The following is a 23,849-nucleotide window of genomic DNA, read 5'->3' as shown; positions in this document are numbered from 1 at the left end:
GGGTCGGGAAACGGGATGGGATAAGGGCGGCGGGCCACACCCGCCGCCACGAGTAGAATAGCCCGCCTCACCCGGCCGTTCCGTTCGCGGGGCCTAATAGTTTTCCTCGGCGCGCATAATTCTCTCGCTGAGCTGTTCGGCGCTGCCGAACTGGGGCCCCAGCGCGATGAGCGGCTCCTCGGCCAGTCCGGCCACCGCCAACATCGTCGTCTCGGATTCGCGCGGGTCGGGCTCTTCCACCATCGTCACCGTCGCGCCGAAGGCGCGCAGGTTGGCCACCGCCGGGATCGAACTTTCGCTTGTGGCCACGACCATCGGGGCCATGTCGGCGTCGCGGCGCGAGTGCACGGGGAACGGGCGCGCCTGCGCTGCCGGCATCACCTCCGGCTCCGCCCAGGTGGCGCGCAGCCACGTCGGCTGCTCCGGATCCAGCTGCGCCACGCGAAACGCGGCCGCATCCGGGCTGTCGATCTCTTCCTCGTCGAAGCGCAGGGTGGTCATCTCCGCCAGCGCGTCATAGCCGCCCGGGTCGCGCGACAGCCGCACCGCGCCGGAGGAGCTCGCCAGGGCGACGTCGCCGACGGTGAGCACGGTGTGCGACTTCATCCGCTGGATCTCCTGGATGATCTGGTCGTGGCGGGAGCGGTTGTAGATGAGCATCGGGGCGTGGGCGACGACGGCTATCGACGCCCCGCGCAGCTGCGCCTCCAGGGTGCCGTCGGTGACCACGAGGGTCTCGGAGACGTCGAAAAGCATGCGCGCCGTCTCAATACCCACGGGATCGTCGACGACCACCGGGTGCTCGGCGAAGCGTTCGGAGACGTGCCGGGACTGGTTCGCGCTGCGCGCCTGGCTCAGCGGGTCGGCGGCGGGTGCGCTCGCGCAGCCGGTCAGCCCCAGCGCGGCCGCGACGCACAGCGCGACGAGCCTACGTGCCCGCGTCCGGGTCCGGTTCTGCATGGGTGTCGCCTCCACGGAGTTCGGCAAAGCTCAACGGGTCCATCGTATCCTCCCCCTCCCCAAGGTCACGGATGACCGGCGTGCCCATCGAATACTCGATGATCTCCGTGAAGCGGCTCAGCCTGTCGGCGAAGAAACCCGCGTGGTCGGAGGCGCGCGCCAGAACCGGATCGAGCTGGTGCCCGGCGAGCATGGCGTCAAACTCCGCGTCGTCCATGAGGCTCTTCGACTGCAACCGGGGCAGGTAGCGCTTCGGGCCGTTGTTCTCGATGAGCACCTTCGTGCGTATGCCCATCGGGGTGCGGTTGAGCACTGACGCCGCAAGCTGCGGCGCGACCCCATGCGCCTCGCAGAACCCGCGCGGGAAGACCTCGTGGAACCCTGGCTCGAGCCGCTCGCAGGTCTCGGCGTCGAACGCCTCCCCCGTCCGCCAATCGCGCGCGCCCCGCGCCATGATCAGCGCGTACACGCCGCGGTAGACGCCGGAATCCGGCCCGGCGGAAAGCAACCGGGACTGGCGCAGCACCGCGTTCTCCACGGTGCGGGGCAGCTTTTCCGTCTGCCCGCGGACCCAGGGGGTTACCTCGTCGACGTCGGCGCCCGAACGCGTCGTCGGGGCGTGGCCGCCGTAGAGCTCGCCGAACAGACCGCACCAGAGCCACCGGTTGAGCCTGTCCACCGCGTCCTGCCCGCGCTCCTCGCCGTCTTCGGCAAGTCGGGCCATAATCGCGGCCAGCGAGACGATCTGCGCCGCGTACGGCACCTGCTCGGGGGTGATAAAGCACCTGTGCTCCAAAAACTCCGCCGCGCTGGCGAAGGCCGCGACGAGCTCCGCGGTGTGCTCCCGGTAGTCCGCCAGGCTGAGGTTAAGGATGTCGCCGCGGTGCCCCGCCGCCGCACCGCGGCGGCCCGTCAGGAGCAATGACATCGCGCGCAGAAACTCAATTCGCCCAATGCCGTCCAACGCCGGGTGCTCGCGCAGTTGCTTGTCGACGCCCTCCCAGTGCTCCCCCAGGTCGAAGGACTCGTCCTGCAGGGAAAACAGCGCCCCCAGCAGGTCGAACACGTCCATCTGCACGCCCGCCACGTTGGCGTGCGCGAAGATCTGCCCGACGCCGGCCAGCGAGGTCTCCCGGTCGATGCGCACCACCGGCACGCTGTAGGCCACAATCTGCGGCACCACGGCACCGTGGAAGGCCTTCACCGCGGCCAGGCGCTGCGGGGTCTGCGCTTGCGCTGCCATGTCGACGAGCAGGTTGGTGCCCTCCGCACCAAGCAGCCAGGACACCGGGATAACCCCGTGGTCCACCATCGTCTCGCGGCTGGTGACGGGCCCGCCGAGGTCCGGGCCGAAGTGCGAGCGGACATACCCTTCCGTGTCGACGGCGAAGACGGACTCGATCGGAAGCGGCGCGGCGCCGCCGGCCGCCGCCGCCTCGACGTCGACGAAGAAGCGGCGCTCAATCAGCCGGCCGCGGAAGTCTCTTGCAGGGACGACGCCGCTGCCGCGGAGCGCGTGGTAAAGGGAGGTCAGGCGCTGTTGGCCGTCGAGAAGCACAAGACCCGGCTCCCTGCCCGTGTCGGGCGCACCGCGCAGCGGGCGGGAGCGAAAGCGCATGGGGACGTTGCGGGTATCGAGGGCAAGGAGGGAACCGATCGGGTACCCGCGCAGCACAGAGGTGATGAGCGAGCGGACGCGGTCGACGTCCCACACGTAATCGCGCTGGAAGTCCGGGAGCTGCAGCTCCCCCCTTTCGGCGCGGGCGAACAGGTCGGGCAGTGGGTAGCTCGGCGTGGTGAAACCCATGGCCTTTACTCTAAAGCAGATTCAGCACACATTCTCGGGACCTTCCACGCTCTCCTGGCCCGCTCGCTCGATCTGGATCGTCGAGTGGCCCACCCCGCACTCGCGCAGCGCGCGGTGCGCCGCGCGCAGGGTCGGCTGCGTCCGCGCGCTCTCTCCTACGACGAGGTGGGCGGTGCACAGCACCCCCGTGCCGTCAAGGGACCACACGTGCAGGTCGTGCACGCGCACCACCCCGGGCAGGCCGAGCAGTTCGGTACGAACTCGGTCCAGGTTCACACCGCGCGGGACCTGCTCCAGCAGGACGCGCCCCGACTGGCTCATCAGCTGCCACGCCCGCGGTACGACAAGCGCCGCGATCACCAGCGAGGCGAGGACATCCGCCCCGTTCCAGCCCGTCAACGCGACAACCGCGCCGGCCACCAGTACCGCGACGGAGCCGAGCAGGTCGACTAGGACATGGAGGAACGCCCCCTCAACGTTGATGGACGCCCCGCGCTGGCGGCGCAGCAGCAGCGCCGAGGCAGCGTTGGCCACCAGACCGATCAGCGCGATCAGCATCATCGGGCCCGCCTCAACTGCGACCGGCGCGCGCATCCGGCGCACCGCCTCCACCACGATCCACACCGAGATGACCATGACCGTCACCGCGTTGACCAGGGCGGCGAGCACCTCGACGCGGCGGTACCCGTACGTCGCCGCGGCAGTGACGGCCCTTTTACCGACGAGCACCGCCACCACCGCGATGATAAGACCCGCCGCGTCCGAGAGCATGTGCATCGCGTCCGCCACCAGCGCCATCGAGCCCGTGAGCCACCCGCCGACAAGCTCGGCGAGAAAAACCGTGCCGGTGATCGCGAGGGCCAGGAGCAGAGCGCGCAGCGGCGCCCCAGGGTGCGCGTGGACGTGGGTGTGCCCGCTCCCCGGTTCTCGGTGTAGCTGCGTCATAGGGTGCAGCCTAACCGCCACACCAGCTTATTGGCAACCTATTGAAAATGCCGGAACGCCCCGGTCGGCCAGCCCCCTCCCACTGGCCGACCGGGGCGCGTGTTCCAGCGCCACTCCGCGGCTACTAGTGCGCCGTGTCGGTGAGCGGGTTCTTCACCCAGCTCATCATGTCGCGCAGCTGGGCGCCGGTCTTCTCGATCGGGTGCGAGGACACCTCATCGCGCAGGCCCTCGAGCTCGGTGTTGCCGTTTTCCACGTTGGCCACCAGGCGGCGGGTGAACTCGCCGGACTGGATATCCTTCAGGATCTCGCGCATGCGCTCCTTCGCGCCGTCGTCGACAACACGCGGGCCGGAGAGGTAGCCGCCGAACTCGGCCGTGTCGGAGACGGAGTAGTTCATGTTGGCCAGGCCGCCCTCATAGATGAGATCGACGATGAGCTTGATCTCGTGGAGGCACTCGAAGTAGGCCATCTCCGGCTCGTAACCGGCCTCGGTGAGCACCTCGAAGCCCTTCATAATGAGCTGCTCGAGGCCGCCGCAGAGCACGGCCTGCTCGCCGAAGAGGTCGGTGACGGTCTCTGCCTCGAAGGTCGTCGGGATGACACCGGCGCGGGCGGCGCCGATCGCCGCGGCGTAGGACAGGGCGAGGTCACGGCCGGCGCCGGTCGGGTCCTGCTCGACGGCGATGAGGGCGGGCACGCCCTTGCCGTCGGCGAAGGTGCGGCGCACCAGGTGGCCCGGGCCCTTCGGGGCAACCATCGCGACGGTGACGTTGGACGCCGGCTTGATCAGCTTGAAGTGGATGTTCAGGCCGTGGCCGAAGAAGAGGGCGTCGCCATCCTTCAGATGCGGCTCGATGTCGCGGGTGAAGATCTCAGCCTGGGAGGTATCCGGGGCGAGCAGCATGATGACGTCGGCCCACTCGGCGGCCTCGGCGTTGCTCTTGACCTCGAAGCCGGCCTCGCGAGCCTTCTCCGCGGACTTCGAGCCGTCGCGCAGGCCGATGACGACCTCGACGCCGGACTCGCGCAGGTTCTGGGCGTGGGCGTGGCCCTGGGAGCCGTAGCCGATAACGGCAACCTTCTTCCCCTGGATCAGGGAGACGTCGGCATCCTTGTCGTAAAAGACGTCAATCGCCATGTGTGAGACACTCACCTTTCTTATTGTGTGGGATTACTGTTTCATATTATGACACAGCGGCGGGCCCGCCGCTGCGATTGGGCTGGCTACTTCCTACTTTGACGGCGCAAAAGTTTTCGGCCCGCGGTTGAGCGCCACCTGGCCGGACTGCACCAGCTCGCGCACGCCGAAACTCTCCATCACGTCGAGGAACGCGCGCAGCTTCGAGGGCACGCCGGTGGCCTCGATGACCACGGAGTCCGGCGAGACGTCCACGACGCGGGCGCGGAAGATCGCGGCGGCGTCGACGACCTGCGTGCGGTTGGAGTTATTCGCGTCCACCTTCACCAGCATGAGGGAGCGCGCGATGGTCGTGTCGTCCTCAAGCCGCACGACCTTGAGCACCTGAACCAGCTTGTGCAGCTGCTTGGTGATCTGCTCGATGTGATATTCGGAGGCGTCCACCACGATGGTCAGCCGGTTGATGCCCTCGGTCTCCGTCTTGGCGGACACCAGCGAGATCAGGTTGTAGCCGCGCCGGGTGAACAGGGCGGTCACGCGGGTGATGATCCCGTCGAGGTCGAGCACCAGCACCGACAGGATGTTGCGGGTGGGTTCGTCGTTATTCAGCATTGTTTACTTTCCCCTCTCGTGGATGTCCGCCGGGGTTTCCGCCGCGGACTCCTCCATGTCGAAGAACGGGCGGATGTTCAGGGCGTAGTGGATGTCCGAGTTGTTGCTGCCCGCAGCGATCATCGGCCACACCTGGGCGTCCTCACCGACGATGAACTCGACGACGACGGGGCGGTCATTGATCTCTCGGGCCCGGCGGATCGCGGGGACGACCTCCTCCTCGGAGGTGACGCGGATGGCTTCGGCGCCGAGCGCCTCGGAAAGCTTGACGAAGTCTGGGACGTAGACCTCCCCGCCCAACTTCGTGTGCGAGTAGTGGCCCGCGTAGAACAGGGTCTGCCACTGGCGCACCATGCCGAGGTTGCCGTTGTTAATCAGGGCGATCTTGATGGGAAAGCCCTCGAGCGCCGCGGTGGTGATCTCCTGGTTGGTCATCTGGAAGCACCCGTCTCCATCGACCGCCCAGACCTCCTTGTCCGGCCGTCCGGCCTTCGCGCCCAGCGCGGCGGGAACCGCGTACCCCATGGTCCCCAGCCCGCCAGAGTTGATCCACGTGCGGGGGTGCTCGAAGTCGAGGAACTGCGCCGACCACATCTGGTGCTGGCCCACGCCGGCGACGTAAATCGCCTCGGGGCCGACCTCGCGCGAGAGGGTCTCGATGACAAACTGCGGCGCCAGCTTCCCGTCCGACTGCGGCTCGTAGCCGCGGGGGAAGCGCTCCTTGAGGTCGTCGAGACGCTCAAGCCATTCGCTTATCGACGGCTTGTCCAGCCCCTTCGCCACAAAAGAGTCCGTCAGGGCCGAAAGGACGCGCTTGGCGTCGCCGACGATGGGCACCTCGACGTCGCGAATCTTGCCCACCTCCGCGGGATCGATGTCGGCGTGGATCGTCTTCGCCCCGGGCGCAAAGGTCGCGGTGTTGCCTGTGACTCGGTCGTCGAAACGCGTGCCGATGGCGATGAGGAGGTCGGCCTCCTGCAGCGCACCGACGGCGGGCACCGTGCCGTGCATTCCCGGCATGCCCAAGTGCAGCGGGTGGCTTTCCGGGAACGCGCCGAGGGCCATGAGCGTGGTCACCACGGGCACGCCGGTCGCCTCGACGAACTCGCGCAGCTCCTCGTGCGCCTCCGCCTTGATCACACCGCCGCCAATGTAGAGGACGGGCCGTTTCGCCTGCGAGATCATCCGGGCCGCCTGCGTGATCTGGCGGTTGTGCGGCTTGACGTTCGGCTTGTAGCCGGGCAGGTCGAGCGCGGCCGGCCAGTGGAACTCGATCTCCTCCGCCTGCAGGTCCTTCGGAATATCCACGAGCACGGGGCCGGGCCGACCCGTGCTGGCGATGTGGATGGCTGTGGCGATCGCCTGCGGGATCTGGTCGGCGCTGGTCACCATGAGGTTGTGCTTGGTGATGGGCATGGTGATGCCGCGAATGTCAGCCTCCTGGAAGGCGTCGGTGCCGATCAGGGGCGAGCCCACCTGGCCCGTGATGGCGACGATCGGGACCGAGTCGAGGTAGGCGTCGGCAAGCGGGGTGACCAAGTTCGTCGCGCCGGGGCCCGAGGTGGCCATGCACACGCCAACCTTCCCGGTCGCCTGGGCGTACCCGGTTGCCGCGTGGCCCGCGCCCTGCTCGTGACGCACGAGCACGTGGCGCAACTTCTTGGCGGCGAAGAGGGAATCGTACAGGGGCAGCACCGCGCCGCCGGGCAGGCCGAAGACGAGCTCGACGCCGAGCTCCTCGAGGCTGCGGACCACGGCATCGGCGCCGCTCATCCGCTCGGGGGCGCGGGCGGGGTCCGCTTCCGGGGACCGTTTCTGCTTCGACGGGGACTTTTTCGAAGGCTTCTGGGAACCAGCCACGCTGGAAAGCTCCTTTTTGGGTAAGGGACAGGTCAGGTGACCAAAACAAAGCCCCCGAGCAGCAGGAGGTGCTGTGCGGGGGCGCTTGTTGTGGCGACTGAGCAGAAATTCAGACCGCTACGGCAAGCGCCGCACCGGAATAATTACCGCTAGTCGAAAACTGGTCATGCGATAGATCATACACACGACACAGGAAACTGTTGGACTAACGGTACAGATTTGTGTCTAGGGTTGGGTGCTATGCCATTTGCCCGTATCGCTGAAGAACTCTGGCGCTGGATCGCCGAAACAGGAATTAACCTTGCTCTCCTCGTTGTCGTGGCGCTGCTCATCCCGCGCGCCGCGCGCTTTGCCAACCGCGTGGTAGAGCGGCAGGTCAGCAACACCGCTGACGCCGACGAGGCGAAGACGCGCCTGGCGATAGCCGGCGTGGGCATCAACATCGCGCAGATCATTGCCTTCTTCCTGCTGCTGGTCTTCCTGCTGCAGCAGATGGGCTTCTCCCTCGCGGGCGCCGCCATCCCCGCAACGGTCGTCTCGGCCGCCGTCGGTTTCGGCGCCCAGAACATCATCGCCGACTTCTTGGCTGGCTTTTTCATCCTGACCGAAAAGCAGTTCGGCGTCGGCGACCACGTCTCTTTCGAAGGCGGCGGGCTGGACGTCAGCGGTACCGTCATCCAGATCACGATGCGCTCCACGCACATCCGCACGCTTGAGCAGGCCACCGTCTCCATCCCCAACTCCGCCGCGCGTATCGCCGTCAACTACTCCAACTACTGGTCCACGGCGCTCGTGGTCATGCCCATCCCCTTGCTCGGCTCGGACAGCGCGGAGGAAGCCGTCGACCGAGCGGAAAAGGCGGCCCGCGCCACCCTGGCCTCCGCTGACGTCGCTCCCACCGTCCTGGGCGAACTCGAGGTCCACCCGGCCGTGGACGTCAATCCGCCGGCCACCGTGGGCATGCCATGGACGATGGACCTGCGCCTGATGGTGCGCGTCGAGCCGCTGAGCCAATGGATGGTTGAGCGCGCTCTGCGCGTGTCGCTGCTCAACGAGTTCTGGGACGAGTACGGCTCCGCCCCCACGGTCACTGGCACGCGCATGGATCACGTGCTTGACCACGCCAAGGCCACGGAGGCCTTCGCCGCCGCCGGGCAGGTGGCCGGGCCGCGCCAACCACACGATGCCGCGGACGCGGAGGACGCGCAGGCTGAACAGCCCACCGAGGTCATCGACCGCCCGGCTGAGAGCACCTCAACGCGCCTGAGCCCCGTGCCCGCTGGCGCCGGCGAATCCACGGAGGCGAGCAACGACGCCGAAACCGAGCACATCACCGACCCGGACGACGACCCCGCCTCGGACATGCTCGCGGATGAGGCACACAAGCAGACCAGCCTCGCTTTCGGCGGCAAAATGCGGATGTCCACCGCCATTTTGCTGGGTGTCTTCGTCATCCTGCTCATCGCGCGCGGGCTCACGCTCGGGCCGACCGAGGACGACCCGGAGCGCTCCGGCATTCTCGCGCCCCCGCCGCGCACGAGCGCCACCACCACCTCCCAGGAGCCGACGCCCACCTCCACGACACCGCAGCCCACCGCGACGCAGCCCGCCACGACGCAGCCGACAGCACCCCAGCCGGAGCCGACGTCGCCCACGGGCCAGCCGCCCGCCACCGGGACGCCGCAGCCGCAGCCGCAGAGCCCGAGCGAGCAGCAGGGCACGCAGGCCCCGGCGACGCCGGCCGGCCAGCCGGAGACCCGCGCCCCCGGCGGTGAGGGCGGCCAGGCAACAGCACCGAATGAGAACGCGCCCCAGACGCAGGCACCCTAAGGCGGGTGACTAGCATTGCAGGCATGACTGAGCCGTCGCAGGTCTTCCGCCCCAGCCGAGAGCATGTCGTAGCCATCGTGCTCATGATCGGCATCGCGCTTATCGGAATCGCCTGGGCGCCGCTCTACCTCGGTTGGCTCCTCGCCTTCCCCGTCGCAGCCTTGGCATGGGTGCTCACCGCCTCGACTACAGTGGGTGAGCAAGGGATTTCGCTGCGGTATCTCTTCCGGCGGGACGAGACCATCCCGTGGGACGACCTTACGGGCATCGCCTTCAAGGGCGCCCGCGTACTTGCGACCACCACCGACGGGCGCGCTCTGCCGATGCCCGGCGTCACCTTCAACTCGATTCCCGAGTTGTCCGAGGCCTCACGGGGGCGCGTTACCGACGTCATCACCGGCAGCGCCGAGGCCGCAGACGGCAAGTACGAAATCATCGACCGCGAGGGCAACAAGGTCCTCCTCAGCCGCGAGGAGTACGAGGTTTACCTCAGCGAAAACCCCGACACCCCGGGCCCGCGCCCGGTACGAACACCCACCGACAACGATAAGGAGTAGGCCGTGATCCCCCTTCGCTCACGAGTGACAACAGTCGGCCGCCAGGCCGCAGGCGCCCGCGCGCTGTGGCGCGCCACCGGAACGCAAGAAAACGAGTTCGGCAAACCGATCGTGGCCATCGTGAACTCCTACACCCAGTTCGTCCCCGGCCACGTCCACCTCAAGGACGTCGGCGACATCGTCGCGAAGGCCGTGCGCGCCGCGGGGGGCATCCCCAAAGAGTTCAACACGATCGCCGTCGACGACGGCATCGCCATGGGCCACTCCGGCATGCTCTACTCCCTGCCGTCTCGCGAAATCATCTCCGATTCGGTGGAGTACATGGTCAACGCCCACACCGTCGACGCGATGGTGTGCATCTCCAACTGCGACAAGATCACCCCGGGCATGCTCAACGCCGCGATGCGCCTGAACATCCCCGCCGTCTTCGTCTCCGGCGGGCCGATGGAGGCCGGTAAGGCGATCTCCGTCGGCGGCGTGACCAAGCCGAAGTCCGACCTCATCGACGCGATCGCTCTGTCCGCCGACGACAGCGTCAGCGACGCCCAGCTCGACGACATTGCCAACAACGCCTGCCCCACCTGCGGGTCCTGCTCGGGCATGTTCACCGCCAACTCCATGAACTGCCTCACCGAGGCGCTGGGTTTGTCGCTGCCGGGCAACGGCACGACCCTGGCCACGCACACCGCGCGCCGCGCGCTGTTCGAGAAGGCCGGCGAGACCATCGTGGAGCTGTGCAATCGCTACTACGGAGAAGGCGACGAGACGGTGCTGCCGCGCTCCGTCGCCTCCGAGCACGCCTTCCGCAACGCGATGGCCCTCGATATGGCGATGGGCGGGTCCACCAACACGATCCTGCACATCCTCGCCGCCGCCCAGGAGGGTGAGGTCGACTTCGACCTCACCGACATCGACGAGCTTTCGCACCAGATCCCGTGCCTGTCCAAAGTCGCCCCCAACGGCGACGCCCACGTCGAGGACGTCCACCGCGCCGGCGGTATTCCCGCCATCCTCGGCGAGCTTGACCGCGCCGGTTTGCTGCACAAGGACGTCCACACCGTTGCCTACCCCAGCCTCGACGCGTGGCTGGCGGACTGGGACATCCGCTCCGAGAACCCGCTCGAAGACGCAGTGGAGCTCTACCACGCAGCGCCCGGCGGGCAGCGCACCACGCAGGCTTTCTCCCAGTCCGCGCGCTGGTCGTCGCTGGACACGGACTCCACCGTCGGTGTCATCCACGACGTCGAGCACCCCTTCACCTCCGACGGCGGCCTGGTGGTTCTGCGCGGGAACCTGGCGCCGGACGGGGCCATCCTCAAAACGGCCGGCGTCGAGGAAGGGCTGTGGGAGTTTTCCGGCCCCGCTCGCGTTGTCGACTCTCAGGAACAGGCCGTCTCGACCATCCTCGCCCGCGAGGTGCAGGAGGGCGAGGTCGTGGTGATCCGCTACGAGGGCCCCTCCGGCGGCCCGGGTATGCAGGAGATGCTCCACCCGACGTCCTTCCTCAAGGGCGCCGGGCTGGGCAAGAAGTGCGCCCTGATCACCGACGGCCGCTTCTCCGGCGGGACCTCGGGCCTGTCCATCGGGCACATCTCGCCCGAGGCCGCGCACGGGGGCCTGATCGGGCTGATTGAAAACGGCGACACCATCTCCATCTCCGTGTCCCGCCGCGAGCTCACCCTCGACGTCCCCGCCGAGGTCCTGGCCGAGCGGCGCGCCCAGATGGAGGCCTCCGACGCACCTTGGACGCCCAACCGCACCCGCACCGTGACGAAGGCCCTGCGCGCCTACGCCAAGATGGCCACGAGCGCCGACAAGGGTGCCGTGCGCCAGGTGGACTAGCGAGGCGCCGGGCGGCGCCCCCTAGGCCAGCGGGTTGACGCCCGCGCCGAACCACCACACCAGGATGGCAACGGCAACGCCCAGCGCCGCGCAGACGAAGGAGCTGGCCAGGGGGCGCCGGGCCCAGCTGCGCCCTGCGTCGACACCGTAGAGGCCCGGCCCGGTGAACTGCAGCACGAAGCTGGTGCCGAAAAGCATCACGGGCAGCCACAGCGCCGCGTCCCAATCCAGCGGGTTCGCCCCCACCCCAGATTGCGCCAGCGCGTGCGCCGCGCCGAAGGCACTGACCACGACGGCGACCATAGCGGCGACCGGCGCGATGAGCCCAAGCACAAGAAACACTCCGGCGGCGAGCGCCAGGGTGGGAATGACGACGGCCAGGACGTCACCGTAGGCGTAGGCCGCGAAAGCGTTTTCCAGCCCCTCGATTCCGGCCGAGCCGCCGAGCCGGAAGAAAATCCGCACCGCGTCCAGGATGAGATACCCACCGACCAGAAGGCGCAACAGGAGAAGACCGAAGTCGGTGGTGCCGCGGCGGGCGGGCAGGTTGGCGGGCTCGGACATTGCGGGGGCCACCGCGGTTTCTCCCCCGACCGGGGCGGGCCCGGCGGGGGCCAGATACTCCGTCGGCTCCGCCGCAGCGGGGGCGGGCGCGGGGCTGACCGGGAACACTTCCGTTGGGGCGGCCTTTCCGGTCCGCTCGTAGATGTCCTGCGGGGGCGTGGGGGCCGCGCCGTTTCCCGCGTCGTGTCGGTAGGTGGGCACCTCGGGCACGTCGTCGAAGTCGTCGGAGGTTACGTCTCGCCAGTTCTTCTCGCTCATTCTCCCGACAGTAGGCGAGCCCTCTCCCCCGTCCAGCCAGCGCGCGCGGCGTGGCTCCGAAGTTTTTTGCTCCCGCGGCAGGACGGCTGGGCCAAATAGGGACAAAGCGAAGCGTTTGCTAACCTAGTAGGCCGCTAGTTTTCTTTTTCGACCTTTTTTCAACCTAGGAAGTGACATGAGAAAATCGGTTACGGTCGCCCTCGCCTTCGTCGGTCTCCTCGTCGGGGCCGGCTTCGCGTCGGGGCAGGAGACCATTCAGTACTTTCTTGCCTACGGCTACTGGGGCATCGTCGGGGCCATCGTCGCCGGCATCACCATCGTCGTGGTCGGTGCCAGCCTGTTCCAGCTCGGCTCCTACTACCTCGCCGACGACCACAGCGCCGTCTTCCGCAACGTCTCCTACCCCGTCGTGTCCACCTTCATGGATGTGGCCACGATGCTGACCCTGTTTTCCATCGGCTTTGTCATGATCGCCGGCGGGGGGTCCAACTTGGAGCAGCAGTTCGGCTTCCCCACCTGGGTCGGCTCCGCCATCCTGACGTTCTTCCTTATCCTGTCGGGCTTCCTGGACGTCGATAAGCTCACCCGCGTGATCTCGGCGATTACCCCCTTCCTCATCCTCGCCGTGCTCGCAGCGTTGGTGGTGACGATCCTCAACATGCCCGAGAACATCGGCGGCCTCAACGAGCTGGCGATGCAGAACGAGCCCACCAGCGGCGTGTTCAACAACTGGCTGATCTCGGCGCTGAACTACGCCTCGCTGTGTGTCATTATGGCGGTGTCGATGATCCTCGTCATCGCGGGATCCCAGCTCAACCCCCGCGAAGCCGGCGTCGGCGGGCTGATCGGCGGCATGCTGTTTGCCAGCCTGCTGGTCATCCTTGTCTTCATCATCTTCCTCAACATGGAAAGCGCGTTCGGCGCCGACTTCCCGCTGCTCATGGTGTTCAACAGCATGCACCCGGCAGTCGGCATCGTGGTCTCCATCGTCATCTACATGATGGTCTACAACACGGCGGTGGGCATGTTCTACGCCATGTCGCGGCGCCTGACCGCCTCCCACCCGGAGCGCTTCCGCCCCGTCTACTTCACCGTTGTCCTCATCGGCTTTGCACTGTCCTTCATCGGTTTCGCAGACCTGGTCAGCTGGGTCTACCCGGTGCTGGGGTACCTGGGCATGGCGCTCATCGTGGTCATGGTGATCGGCTGGATCAACGGCCGCGCCGGCATCCGCGCCGAAACGAGGCGCCGCGAACGCCTGGCCAGCCTGGCCGCCACCGCTCTCGACCCCGGCGAGGACGACCTCACCTCGGCGCAGCGCCGCGAGATCGAGAAGCTTGTCGACGAGTCCAACGTCGCCGACACCCACCTGTGGCAGTCGGTGCAGGAGGAGGTCGCCGCCGACCTGGACGCCGACTCCTCCAGCGAGTTCTCCCTCGAGGACAACCCCGCGCTCAACCCAGAGGCCGACTCCTACAACGGGGCCCCGACCCCCTCGGATGCGCCCATTAACTGGGCGGCCTACGAGAAGATGTACGAAACGGGTTCCTTCCCCGCAGTCTCCCCGGCAGACAAGTCGAAAGACACGGACGGACGCTAAAAACACCTCACGCCCCCACCCCGCCCTATCGCGGAGTGGGGGCGTGAGGCTTGAGTGCTGCCTCCGCCTCGCTACTTGAGCTTCTGCGCGATGAGCTTGTTCACCTGGCCGGGGTCCGCCTTGCCCTGCGTCGCCTTCATCACCGCGCCGACGATCGCTCCGGTGACCTTCTTGTTGCCCGCGCGGTACTTCTCCACGATGTCGGGGTTCGCGGCAAGAGCATCGTCGACGGCCTTCTCGATAGCGCCGTCGTCGCGCACGACCTCGAGCCCGCGCTTCCCGACGACCTCGTCGACGCCCCCCTCACCCGCGATGACGCCGTCGATGGCCTGGCGCCCCAGCTTCGTCGTGAGCTTGCCCGCCTTGACCAGCTGCACCACTCGGGCGACGTCCTTCGGCTCGACACCGACGGCGTCGAGGTCGCGGCCCAGCTCGTTCGCCTTCGACATGATGTACGAGACCCACCATGCGCGCGCCTCGTCCGGGGTGGTGCCCGCCTCCACGGTGTCCGCCACGAGGTCGAGCGCGCCGGCGTTGACCAGATCGCGGAACTCTTTCTCCGGCAGCTGCCACTCCTCCTGGATGCGCGCGCGACGCACCCACGGCAGCTCCGGCAGGGTTGCGCGGATCTCTTCGACCCACTCCGGCTTCGCAATCACCGGCGGCAGGTCCGGGTCGTTGAAGTAGCGGTAGTCGCTCGCCTCCTCCTTCGGGCGCCCCTTCGACGTCGTTCCGTCCTTTTCCTGGTAGTGCCTCGTTTCCTGGACGATCTCCTCGCCATTATCGAGCGCCGCTGCCTGGCGCATCATCTCGAAGCGCACCGCCTGCTCCACCGACTTCAGCGAGTTGATGTTCTTCGTCTCGGTGCGGGTGCCGAACTTCTCCTGGCCGATGGGGCGCAGCGAGACGTTGGCGTCGCAGCGCATGCTGCCCTGGTCCATACGGGCGTCCGACACGCCGAGCGCCTTGACCAGCTCCCGCAGCGCACCGACGTACGCCTTGGCCACCTCAGGGGCGCGTTCGCCCGCGCCGATGATCGGCTTGGTCACGATCTCGATGAGCGGGATGCCGGCGCGGTTGCAGTCCACCAGCGAGGCCGTCGCGCCCGTGATGCGCCCCGACGCGGAGCCTAAGTGGGTGAGCTTGCCGGTGTCCTCCTCCATATGCGCGCGCTCGATCTCCACGCGCCACTCGGTGCCGTCCTCGAGGACGACGTCGAGGTAGCCGTCGTACGCGATGGGCTCGTCGTACTGCGAGATCTGGTAGTTCTTCGGCTGGTCCGGGTAGAAGTAATTCTTCCGGGCGAAGCGGGAGCGCTCCGCGATCTGACAGTTCAGCGCGAGCCCGATCTTGATGGCCCACTCCACGCCCTTCGCGTTGACCACCGGGAGCGCTCCCGGCAGCCCCAACGAGACCGGATCAATGTTCGTGTTGGGTTCGGCGCCGAAGTGAGCCGAGGCGGTGGAGAACATCTTCGTTTCCGTCGCGAGCTCAACGTGCACCTCAAGACCCATCACTGGGTCGTACTTCTCCAGCACCTCGCTGTAATCCATCAGGTCGTAGGCAGTCATGCGCACCAGTTTAGTTCGCGCCCGCCCTCGCCGTGTGCGCGGCCCGCCCCCCCGCCGGTCGCAGCGGGCCCCTCGCCTCACACCTGGCGCAAGCGGGCTGTCAGGCCGCACTTCACGGTCGGCCACTCGTAGTCGAGGATGGAATAGATCCGGGAGTCGCGCACCGTGCCGTTATTCATGATGCGGTAGCGGCGCAGCTCACCCTCGAACTTCGCGCCCAGCCGCTCCAGCGCGCGCCGCGATTGGAAGTTCATGCTGTGGCAGCGGAACTCGACGCGCATGTAGCGCATCTCCTCGAAGACGTGGGTGAGCAACAGGAGCTTCGCCGCGGGGTTGACGTGGGTGCCCTGGGCCTCGGCGGAGATCCAGGTGTGGCCGATTTCGCAGTGCTTGTTGTGCTCGTCGACGTTGTAGATGCAGGTCAGGCCCAGAGCGCGGTCGGCTTCGGCATCGATGATGGCCCATGGCCTGTAGTTGTCGCTGGCGGTGAGGAAAGCGATCTGCTCGCCGACAGCCCCCGGGGCGGGCACGTGGTCGACGTACCAGATGTCCGGTAGGGTCGCTGCGGCAGCGGAAAGGTCCGCCTCGTGCGCGGCGGAGAGGGGCTCAAGCCGGATCGGCGAGGTACCCAGGATCATGCCGTCCTCCCCACCGTGGCGGCCCCCAGCAGCGGGAATGCCGCTGCGACGCGCTCTGCGTTCTTCATGGGTTGTGATCCTAGCGCCTCGCGCGAGCACCCGGAAGGGGCTGGCGACACGAATTAGGGGAACTACGTAAACATCGTGCGCGCCGTGACGTAGCGCCCAGCGGGGACCGTCTTCAGGTGCGCGACGGCGTCGTCGAGGCCGACGAGTTCGATATCCTCGCCGTGCAGCGCGACGCAGGTGCCGAAGTTGCCCTCGTGCGCGGCGCGCGCGGCGTGGACGCCGTAGCGGGTGGCCAGCACGCGGTCGAAGGCGGTGGGCGTACCGCCGCGCTGGATGTGGCCGAGGACGGTGGTGCGCACGTCGTAGCCGAGGCGGTTTTTCACCTCGTCCGCGATGATCTGGCCCATCCCGTTGAACGTGATGTGGCCGAACTCGTCTTCCTCGCCGAGATCGCCGTCCATGGTCCCTTCCTTGGGCACGGCGCCCTCCGCGACGACGACGATGCCGTACTTCTCCCCCATCTGGAAGCGGCGCTCCATAGCCTTGCAGATGTCGGCGATGTCGAAGGGTTCTTCGGGGATGACCGTGTAGTGGGCGCCGCCGGCCATGCCGGCGTGCAGGGCGATCCACCCGACGTGGCGCCCCATGACCTCGACGATGAGGATGCGGTTGTGCGACTCCGCGGTGGTGTGCAGCCTGTCGATCGCGTCTGTGGCCACGGACACGGCGGTGTCGAAGCCGAAGGTGTAGTCGGTCGCGGCGACGTCGTTGTCGATGGTCTTGGGCACGCCGACGACGGGGATGCCGTTATCCGAGAGCCACTTGGCTCCCTTGAGCGTGCCCTCGCCGCCGATCGCGATGAGCGCGTCGACCCCGGCGTCGCTCAGGTTCGCCTTGATCCTGTCCAGCCCGGCCTTGAACTTATCCGGGTGCAGGCGCCCCGTGCCCAAGATGGTGCCGCCGCGCAGGAGGATGGAGTCGATGAATGCGTCGTCGTAGAGGTCCTCGCGCCTGTCCTCCATGAGCCCGACCCAGCCGTCGCGGTAACCGACGACGGTGGAGCCGTACTCGGCGCTGGCCGTGCGGACGATACCGCGGATGACGGCGTTGAGGCCCGGGCAGTCGCCACCTGAGGTGAGTGTCGCGAGTCGCATACGCCCCACCCTAGCCACCTTTGCCTAGCGACGCCCGGCTAGCTGCTGCGCCCGGCCTCGAACGCCGCCCCGACCCGGTAGAGCCGGTCGTCCGCGAACGCCGGGGCGATGAGCTGGAGTCCGACCGGCAGGCCGGTGTCGGGGGCGTTGCCCGCGGGCACCGACATGCCGGGCAGCCCGGCGAGGTTCAGCGGCAGGGTGAACAGGTCGAAGTTGTACATCGCCAGCGGGTCGTCGACCTTTTCGCCGAGCTTGAAGGCGGTTTGGGGCACCGCGGGGCCGGCGATGACGTCGACACGCTCGAAGGCGCGCCGGAAGTCCTCGGCGATGAGGGTACGCACGCGCTGCGCCTGGAGGTAGTAAGCGTCGTAGTAGCCGACGGAGAGAGCGTAGGTGCCCAAGAGGATGCGGCGCTTGACCTCCGCGCCGAAGCCGGCGCCGCGGGTCATGGCCATGACCTCCTCGGCGGAGTGCGTGCCGTCGTCGCCCTCGCGCAGGCCGTAGCGCATCCCGTCAAAGCGGGCGAGGTTGGAGGAGACCTCGGACATCTGGATGAGGTAGTAGGCGCCCATGACGTCCTCGAAGACGGGGCAGTCCACCTCGACGATCTCGGCGCCCTGCCGCTCAAGCTGGGCGTAGGCGGCCTCGATGGCCTCGGTGACGCCGGCCTGGGTGCCGGGGCGGTCGAACTGAGCCACGCGGCCGACGCGCATCCCCTTCAGGTCGCCGGAGGCGCCCTCGCGTGCGGCGGCGACGACGGGTGCGACGGCGCGCTCGACGGAGGTGGCGTCGAACTCGTCGTGCCCGGCGATGATCTCGTGCAGCAGAGCCGTGTCCAGGACGTTGTTGGCGCAGGGGCCGACCTGGTCGAGCGAGGAGGCACAGGCGATGACACCGTAGCGCGAGACGGCACCGTAGGTGGGCTTGACGCCGACGGTGCCGGTCAGCGAGGCCGGCTGGCGGATGGAGCCGCCCGTGTCGGTGCCGATGCCGAGCGGCGCCTGCCCGGCGGCGAGCGCAGCGGCGGTGCCGCCGCCGGATCCGCCGGGGACGCGCTCGAGGTCGTGCGGGTTCCGCGTGTTCTTATACGCAGAGTTTTCCGTGGACGAGCCCATCGCGAACTCGTCGAGGTTAGTCTTTCCCACGATCGGGATGCCGGCGGCGCGCAGCTTGGTAACGACGGTCGCGTCGTAGGGGCTCATGTAGCCCTCGAGGATTTTCGAGGCCGCGGTCGTCGGGGCGTCGGTGGTGACCAGGAGGTCCTTGAGCGCCAGCGGGACTCCGGCGAGCGCGGAGGCGGGCTCGGCACCGGAGGCGACCTGCTCGTCCACCTTGTCGGCGGCGGCGAGCGCCTCGTCGGCGCCGACGTGGAGGAAAGCCCCGAGTTCGTCGTCGGTCTCCGCAATGCGGGCCAAAAATGCCTCCGTGACCGCGCGGGATGTAAGCTCACCGGACTGAATCTTCTGCGCCAGGACGTGGGCGGGCAGGCTGGTGATGCCTTCTTTCGGCAGGGTGTAGTCGGTCATACGTTATTCACCCTCCCCGAGAATCTGCGGCACCACGAACCTGTCATCCTCCACCGCGGGGGCCTGGTCGAGCGCCTGCCGCTGTGTCAGCGTCGTCCGCGCTACGTCGTCACGCATACCCGCCTCGAGGGAGTGCGGGTGGCTCATCGGCTCGACCCCCTCGGTGTCGACCGTGCGCACCTGGGAGACGGCGTCGACGATGGTGTCGAGCTGCGCGGCGATGTCGTCGAGCTCCTCCTCGCTCATGCGGATGCGCGCGAGCTTGGCGATGTGGGAGACCTCGTCGCGCGAAATACCTGAGGTTTCAGGCCCGGAAGTTTCAGTCAAAGCAGATCCAATCTTTCGTGGTGGAGATACGTAAAACGCCACTATCCTAGCAGCCGGTCAGAGCAACCGGGGTGGACGTTTTCGGCCTGTCACCCATGCCCGCGGTGCTATAAATGTTGCATGTCCTACCTCATCCGCGTGACCCTTCCCGACCAGCCGGGCAGCCTCGGCCAGCTCGCGGAGGCGTTCGGGATGATCGACGCCGACATTCGTTCTGTGGACATCGTGCAGACGGACGCCAGCGGTGCCGTCACCGACGACATCGTCGTCGACCTTCCCACGGGCACGCTCGTCGACGCCCTCATCACCGCCGCCGCCAGCCTCGACGACGTGGAAGTCGACGGCATCCGCCCGTTTACCGGCCGGGTGGATCGCCGCGGCCAGGTGGAGATGCTCGCGCGCATCGCCTCGCAGACGCACGACGTCGCCGCCGCCATGGGCGAACTCGTCTCCGTCATGCCGCAGGCCTTGACTTCTTCCTGGGCCGTGGTCTTGGAGGACACCGGGGAAGGGCTGCGCCGGGTCGCCGCCTCCCAGGCCGCGCCTTCCGACGACGACTCCTCCCCCACCGCCTGCGGGGTCGACTCGGCGCGCATCCTCCACCCCGAATCGGACCGCTGGGTACCGGAGCCATGGTGGCTGTTGGAGACCACGGTAGCGGCCTGCCCCCTCACCGGCACCGACCTTCTGCTGGTCATCGGGCGCGTCGGCGGGCCGGACTTCCTCGCCTCAGAGGTCTCCCAGATCGGAGACCTGGGCACGATCATCGGGGCCCTGCTGCGCTGCTGACACCTTTGGCACCCCGTTGCGGCATTTTTAGAGTTCTGGAATTATAGATTCCATGACCTCCACCGACCTTGACCGCATTACCGCCCTCGAAAAGCGCGTCGCCGCCCTCGAAGACGCCCTCCATTCCCACCCGCAGCCGTCCGCCCCGTCCCTGCCCGACATCGTCGGCGCCATCAAAAACTCGCCCGAACTCACCGACGGCGCCGTCATGTTCGGCGGCTCCGTCACCTCCGGGAGCCGTTCCTACGACTACCAGTGGGTGCGCCCCACGCACTGGGTCGCCGACAACGACTGGGACGAGCAGATCGAACGCCTCGCCGCGCTCGCCCACCCGATCCGAGGCGACATCCTGCGCCGCCTTGTCTGTGCGCCCGGCTCCGCCGCCGAGCTCGTCTCCGAGGGAGTTGTCTCCTCCGCCGGAACCGCCTACCACCACCTCAATGCCCTTCAAGCCGCGGGCTGGGTGAGCAAATCTTCCGGCACCTATTCCGTCCCCGTCAGCCGGGTCATCCCCCTGATGGTCATCATGACTGCAGCGGAGGGACACTGATGAACACCACCCACCGCCTCATCGGCGTCGCGGCGGGCGGTGCCACGCTGGCCGTTCTGATCTTCTTCGGCCCGCGCCCGGTCAGCCTCAGTGACGAAACGTACGGCGACGAGCAGATCACCTCCGCCCTCGCCGATAACGCCGAGCGGGGCCACCACACCCTGTCGGCCTTCGTCTACGACAACGGCGAGGTCACCTTCGGCGGCCTCGGCGCCGACGAACACACCGAGTTCGAAATCGGCTCCGTGACCAAGACCTTCAACGCCGAGCTCGTCCGCCAGCTCATCGAGGAGGGCGCACTCAGCCTCGACACGACGGTGGGCGAGCTTATCGACGCCCCCGAATCGCCCGTCTCCGACCTGCGCATCGAGGAGCTGCTCAACCACACCTCCGGGCTCGACCGCCTGGAAGGCCTGGGCTTCGGCGAGCTCATGCTGGCCAACCTGCGCGAGGGCGGCAACCCCTACGCCGACCACACCCCGCAGGACATCCTCGACATCACCACAGAAGCCTCCGTCGAAGGGCGCGGCGAGGTTTCTTACTCTAACTACGGCCACGCCCTTCTCGGCCAGCTCCTGGCCGCCAGCGCCGGCACCACCTACGGGGAGCTCCTGCGCACCCGCATTTTCGAGCCGGCCGGGATGACGGCAACCTACCTGGCCACCCCCGGCACCGTCGGGGACGGCCCGCGCGGGGTCGGGTCGAGTGGGCGGGACGCCGAGCCGTGGGAGATGGACGGCTGGGCGCCCGCCGGCGCCATCCGCTCCACCGCCACAGATATGGCCGCTTACGTGAGGTGGGTCGCCGACCACGGCCGCCCCGATTACGCCTGGAGCGAATGGGAGCACGAGGGCACCGCCTACCCCTTCCACAACGGCGGGACCGGCGGCTACCGCACCATGCTCGTGTGGGATCCCGCAGACGAACACCGCGCCGCCTTCGTGAACAACTCGAGCCCGACAGGAACCGAAGCGCTCGGCGCGGCCCTGCTCAACGCGACCAAGGAGACGGACTCATGACCATCGCAATGCTCATCGTTATCGTTGTGCTCATCGCCTCGGCGCTCAACGACGCCTTCCGCGGCGCGGGGAAACCGGTAGCCGGCACCGTCCTCGTGGTCGTCTGCGTGGCCGCGGCACTCCTGCCCGCCCGCGGGATGGACTGGACCGGCACAATCCCCTACTGGGTCTGGCCGGTGCTCGCGGCGGCCGGCGCGGTGGCGGTCGGGGTGAAGGCGGCGCGCGCGGCCGCTACACCTGCCCAGACTCGAGAAGCCGCATGAACTCCTCCTCGCTGAGGGTGCGCACGCCGAGCTCCTCCGCCTTCGCGGCCTTGGAGCCGGCGTTTTCTCCCACCACCACGTAGTCCGTCTTCTTCGACACCGAACCGGAGGCCTTGCCACCGCGCGAGAGGATCGCCTCCTTGGCCTCATCGCGGGTGAAGTTCTCAAGGCTCCCCGTGGCCACCACCGTCAGCCCCGCGAGGGTCTGGGGGAGCGCCTCGGCGGCGGAATCCTCCATGGTCACCCCGGCGTCGCGCCACTTGCGCACGATGTCGCGGTGCCAGTCCACCTCGAACCAGTCCTTGAAGGACTCGGCGATAATCGCCCCCACGCCGTCGGTTTCGGCCAGGTCGTCCACTGGGGCGTCGATAAGCGCGTCCATGCTCCTGTACCGTGCGGCGAGCGCGCGGGCCGCGGTGGGGCCGACGTGGCGGATGGACAGCGCGACGAGGACGCGCCACAGCTCGGTCTCGCGCGCCGTGTCGAGGTTTGCTAACAGCTTGCGCCCGTTCGCGCTCACCGCGCCCTTCTTCGTCGTGTACGCCTCCGAGCGCTCCAGGTCTTCCTCGGTGAGGGAGAACAGGTCGCCCTCGTCCGTGAGAATGCCGCGCGAGGTCAGGTCGATCGCGCCCTTCTCCCCGAGCGCCTCGATGTCGAAGGCCCCGCGCCCGGCGAGGTACTCCAGGCGCTGGGCCAGCTGCGCCGGGCACGAGCGCGTGTTGGGGCAGCGCCAGTCGGCGTCGCCCTCCCTCGCGGGGGCGAGTTTCGTGCCGCAGCTCGGGCAGTTTTCCGGGTAGACGAACTCGCGCTCGGTGCCGTCACGCAGGTCAGCGACGGGGCCGAGGACCTCGGGGATGATCTCCCCGGCCTTGCGGATCACCACCGTATCCCCGATGAGGACTCCCTTGCGCTTGACCTCCTCCTGGTTGTGCAGGGTGGCCATGGACACCGTGGAGCCGGAGACGAGGACGGGCTCCATCACGGCGAAGGGGGTCGCGCGCCCGGTGCGCCCCACCGAAACCTGGATGTCCAGCAGCTTCGTGGTCACTTCCTCCGGCGGGTACTTGTAGGCAATGGCCCAGCGCGGCGCGCGCGAGGTCATGCCCAGCGCGCGCTGGGCGGCCACGCTGTCGACCTTGACCACCAGCCCGTCCATCTCGTGGATCGCGTCGTGGCGGTGCTCGGCCCAGTAGTCCACGGCCTTGTGGACCTCGGCGGCCGTCTCCGCGCGGCGCGTGTACTCGGAGACGGGCAGGCCCCACTCGGCCATCTTCTGGTAGGCCTCGTGCTGCGTGTCGGGGCGAAACCCCTCGCGGGCGCCGATACCGTGGCAGATCATCCGGAGCCTGCGCTTCTTCACGTCCTCCGGGTTCTTCTGCCGCAGCCCGCCCGCCGCGGTGTTGCGCGGGTTGGCGAAGGGTTTTCCTCCCTCCTTGATGCGCTGCTCGTTGAGCTCGGGGAAGTCCTCGGGCCGGATGAACACCTCGCCGCGCACCTCGAGCAGCGGCGGGAAATCCCCTTTCAGGGAGCGCGGGATGTCCTCGATGACGCGCGCGTTGGCGGTGATGTCCTCGCCCACTCGGCCGTCGCCGCGCGTGGCGGCCCGGGTGAGCTCGCCGTCTTCGTACACGAGGTCGATACTCAGCCCGTCGATCTTCAGCTCGGTCAGGTAGGGCCCCGGCGTCTTGGCCAGCCAGTCCGCGAGCTCCGCGGCAGAGAACACGTTGTCGAGGCTCATCATCCGCTCGAGGTGCGTCACGTCCGCAAACGCGCTGGAGGTCGGCGCTCCCACCTGCTTCGTCGGCGAGTCCGGCACCGCCAGCTCGGGGTGCTCGCGCTCGAGCTGCTCGAGCTCGCGAAACAGCGTGTCGAACTCACTGTCGGAGATCACGGGCTGGCCGTTGTAGTACAGGTCGCGGTGGTGGCGCACCTGCTCGGCGAGCTCGTCCCACGTACGGCGCACATCGGGGGAAATATCAGTCACGCACCCAAGCTTAGCCACCGGCCCCGACATGTCCGGACCGCCC

General features: G+C 67.9%; 21 protein-coding genes. 8 read left to right on the top strand and 13 right to left on the bottom strand.

What is annotated here, in order from left to right; genetic code table 11:
- Positions 1 to 93 precede the first annotated feature (93 nt).
- The 6 genes from CAURIS_RS04870 to CAURIS_RS04845 form a co-directional block, all read right to left on the bottom strand.
- Positions 94 to 960: a hypothetical protein gene (locus tag CAURIS_RS04870; RefSeq protein ID WP_290343086.1), complete on the bottom strand. Its 867-nt coding sequence runs from the start codon at positions 958 to 960 to the stop codon at positions 94 to 96.
- On the bottom strand, positions 929 to 2,767 hold the full coding sequence (locus tag CAURIS_RS04865) for a DUF262 domain-containing protein (protein ID WP_290343085.1): 1,839 nt from the start codon (positions 2,765 to 2,767) through the stop codon (positions 929 to 931). The genes CAURIS_RS04870 and CAURIS_RS04865 overlap by 32 nt, the downstream gene beginning before the upstream one ends.
- Before the next feature lie 21 nt (positions 2,768 to 2,788).
- Complete coding sequence (locus CAURIS_RS04860) at positions 2,789 to 3,712, bottom strand: cation diffusion facilitator family transporter (protein WP_290343084.1); 924 nt, start codon at positions 3,710 to 3,712, stop codon at positions 2,789 to 2,791.
- Between the two features lie 124 nt (positions 3,713 to 3,836).
- The gene (gene ilvC / locus CAURIS_RS04855) at positions 3,837 to 4,853 is read right to left on the bottom strand and encodes a ketol-acid reductoisomerase (protein WP_290343083.1); all 1,017 of its coding nucleotides are present in this window, start codon (positions 4,851 to 4,853) and stop codon (positions 3,837 to 3,839) included.
- Positions 4,854 to 4,946: 93 nt separating this feature from the next.
- Positions 4,947 to 5,465, bottom strand: a complete 519-nt coding sequence (gene ilvN / locus CAURIS_RS04850; protein ID WP_435384028.1) for an acetolactate synthase small subunit — start codon at positions 5,463 to 5,465, stop codon at positions 4,947 to 4,949.
- A 3-nt stretch (positions 5,466 to 5,468) separates the two neighbouring features.
- The gene (locus CAURIS_RS04845) at positions 5,469 to 7,325 is read right to left on the bottom strand and encodes an acetolactate synthase large subunit (protein WP_290343082.1); all 1,857 of its coding nucleotides are present in this window, start codon (positions 7,323 to 7,325) and stop codon (positions 5,469 to 5,471) included.
- 240 nt (positions 7,326 to 7,565) lie between these two features.
- On the opposite strand from CAURIS_RS04845, the gene CAURIS_RS04840 reads away from it, so the two are divergent.
- From CAURIS_RS04840 to ilvD, 3 genes are read left to right on the top strand one after another with little or no spacing between them, the layout of a single operon-like run.
- Positions 7,566 to 9,155 carry a mechanosensitive ion channel domain-containing protein gene (locus CAURIS_RS04840; RefSeq protein WP_290343081.1) on the top strand — a complete coding sequence of 530 codons (1,590 nt, stop codon included), beginning with the start codon at positions 7,566 to 7,568 and terminating at the stop codon, positions 9,153 to 9,155.
- A gap of 23 nt (positions 9,156 to 9,178) precedes the next feature.
- A complete protein-coding gene (locus CAURIS_RS04835) occupies positions 9,179 to 9,712 on the top strand; it encodes a PH domain-containing protein (RefSeq protein WP_290343080.1) in 534 nt (177 codons plus the stop codon).
- Between the two features lie 3 nt (positions 9,713 to 9,715).
- On the top strand, positions 9,716 to 11,554 hold the full coding sequence (gene ilvD, locus CAURIS_RS04830) for a dihydroxy-acid dehydratase (RefSeq protein WP_290343079.1): 1,839 nt from the start codon (positions 9,716 to 9,718) through the stop codon (positions 11,552 to 11,554).
- 21 nt (positions 11,555 to 11,575) lie between these two features.
- Here the strand turns inward: ilvD and CAURIS_RS04825 are convergent, their stop codons facing one another.
- Entirely contained in the window at positions 11,576 to 12,376 is an 801-nt protein-coding gene (locus tag CAURIS_RS04825; protein ID WP_290343078.1) for a DoxX family membrane protein, read from the bottom strand.
- Positions 12,377 to 12,551: 175 nt separating this feature from the next.
- Between CAURIS_RS04825 and CAURIS_RS04820 the strand changes: the two genes are divergently transcribed.
- Positions 12,552 to 13,976 (top strand): YkvI family membrane protein, encoded by a 1,425-nt coding sequence (locus tag CAURIS_RS04820; RefSeq protein WP_290343077.1) that lies wholly within the window; start codon positions 12,552 to 12,554, stop codon positions 13,974 to 13,976.
- 71 nt (positions 13,977 to 14,047) lie between these two features.
- On the opposite strand, the gene gatB is transcribed toward CAURIS_RS04820, so the two are convergent.
- From gatB to gatC, 5 genes are all read right to left on the bottom strand, one after another.
- Entirely contained in the window at positions 14,048 to 15,547 is a 1,500-nt protein-coding gene (gene gatB / locus CAURIS_RS04815; RefSeq protein WP_290343076.1) for an Asp-tRNA(Asn)/Glu-tRNA(Gln) amidotransferase subunit GatB, read from the bottom strand.
- Between the two features lie 77 nt (positions 15,548 to 15,624).
- On the bottom strand, positions 15,625 to 16,185 hold the full coding sequence (locus CAURIS_RS04810; RefSeq protein WP_290343075.1) for a GNAT family N-acetyltransferase: 561 nt from the start codon (positions 16,183 to 16,185) through the stop codon (positions 15,625 to 15,627).
- Between the two features lie 131 nt (positions 16,186 to 16,316).
- A complete protein-coding gene (locus CAURIS_RS04805) occupies positions 16,317 to 17,348 on the bottom strand; it encodes a 6-phosphofructokinase (protein WP_290343074.1) in 1,032 nt (343 codons plus the stop codon).
- Between the two features lie 38 nt (positions 17,349 to 17,386).
- A complete protein-coding gene (gene gatA, locus CAURIS_RS04800) occupies positions 17,387 to 18,874 on the bottom strand; it encodes an Asp-tRNA(Asn)/Glu-tRNA(Gln) amidotransferase subunit GatA (RefSeq protein WP_290343073.1) in 1,488 nt (495 codons plus the stop codon).
- A gap of 3 nt (positions 18,875 to 18,877) precedes the next feature.
- Positions 18,878 to 19,120: an Asp-tRNA(Asn)/Glu-tRNA(Gln) amidotransferase subunit GatC gene (gene gatC, locus CAURIS_RS04795; RefSeq protein ID WP_290343316.1), complete on the bottom strand. Its 243-nt coding sequence runs from the start codon at positions 19,118 to 19,120 to the stop codon at positions 18,878 to 18,880.
- 201 nt (positions 19,121 to 19,321) lie between these two features.
- On the opposite strand from gatC, the gene CAURIS_RS04790 reads away from it, so the two are divergent.
- Genes CAURIS_RS04790 through CAURIS_RS04775 form a run of 4 tightly spaced genes read left to right on the top strand, consistent with a single transcriptional unit; the run spans position 19,322 to position 21,822 of the window.
- Positions 19,322 to 19,990 (top strand): ACT domain-containing protein, encoded by a 669-nt coding sequence (locus tag CAURIS_RS04790; RefSeq protein WP_290343072.1) that lies wholly within the window; start codon positions 19,322 to 19,324, stop codon positions 19,988 to 19,990.
- A gap of 52 nt (positions 19,991 to 20,042) precedes the next feature.
- Positions 20,043 to 20,540 carry a winged helix-turn-helix domain-containing protein gene (locus tag CAURIS_RS04785; RefSeq protein WP_290343071.1) on the top strand — a complete coding sequence of 166 codons (498 nt, stop codon included), beginning with the start codon at positions 20,043 to 20,045 and terminating at the stop codon, positions 20,538 to 20,540.
- Entirely contained in the window at positions 20,540 to 21,559 is a 1,020-nt protein-coding gene (locus CAURIS_RS04780; RefSeq protein ID WP_290343070.1) for a serine hydrolase domain-containing protein, read from the top strand. Before CAURIS_RS04785 ends, CAURIS_RS04780 begins: the two co-directional genes overlap by 1 nt.
- The gene (locus tag CAURIS_RS04775; protein WP_290343069.1) at positions 21,556 to 21,822 is read left to right on the top strand and encodes a hypothetical protein; all 267 of its coding nucleotides are present in this window, start codon (positions 21,556 to 21,558) and stop codon (positions 21,820 to 21,822) included. The genes CAURIS_RS04780 and CAURIS_RS04775 overlap by 4 nt, the downstream gene beginning before the upstream one ends.
- Here the strand turns inward: CAURIS_RS04775 and ligA are convergent.
- The gene (ligA, locus tag CAURIS_RS04770) at positions 21,791 to 23,836 is read right to left on the bottom strand and encodes an NAD-dependent DNA ligase LigA (RefSeq protein WP_435384038.1); all 2,046 of its coding nucleotides are present in this window, start codon (positions 23,834 to 23,836) and stop codon (positions 21,791 to 21,793) included. The two genes, CAURIS_RS04775 and ligA, sit on opposite strands and share 32 nt — an antisense overlap.
- Between the last annotated feature and the right edge of the window lie 13 nt (positions 23,837 to 23,849).

It is taken from the genome of Corynebacterium auris (assembly GCF_030408575.1).
Classification (GTDB): Bacteria; Actinomycetota; Actinomycetes; order Mycobacteriales; family Mycobacteriaceae; genus Corynebacterium; species Corynebacterium auris.
Note: the sequence above shows the minus strand (reverse complement) of the source record. Positions and strands in the feature narration are given on the sequence as shown.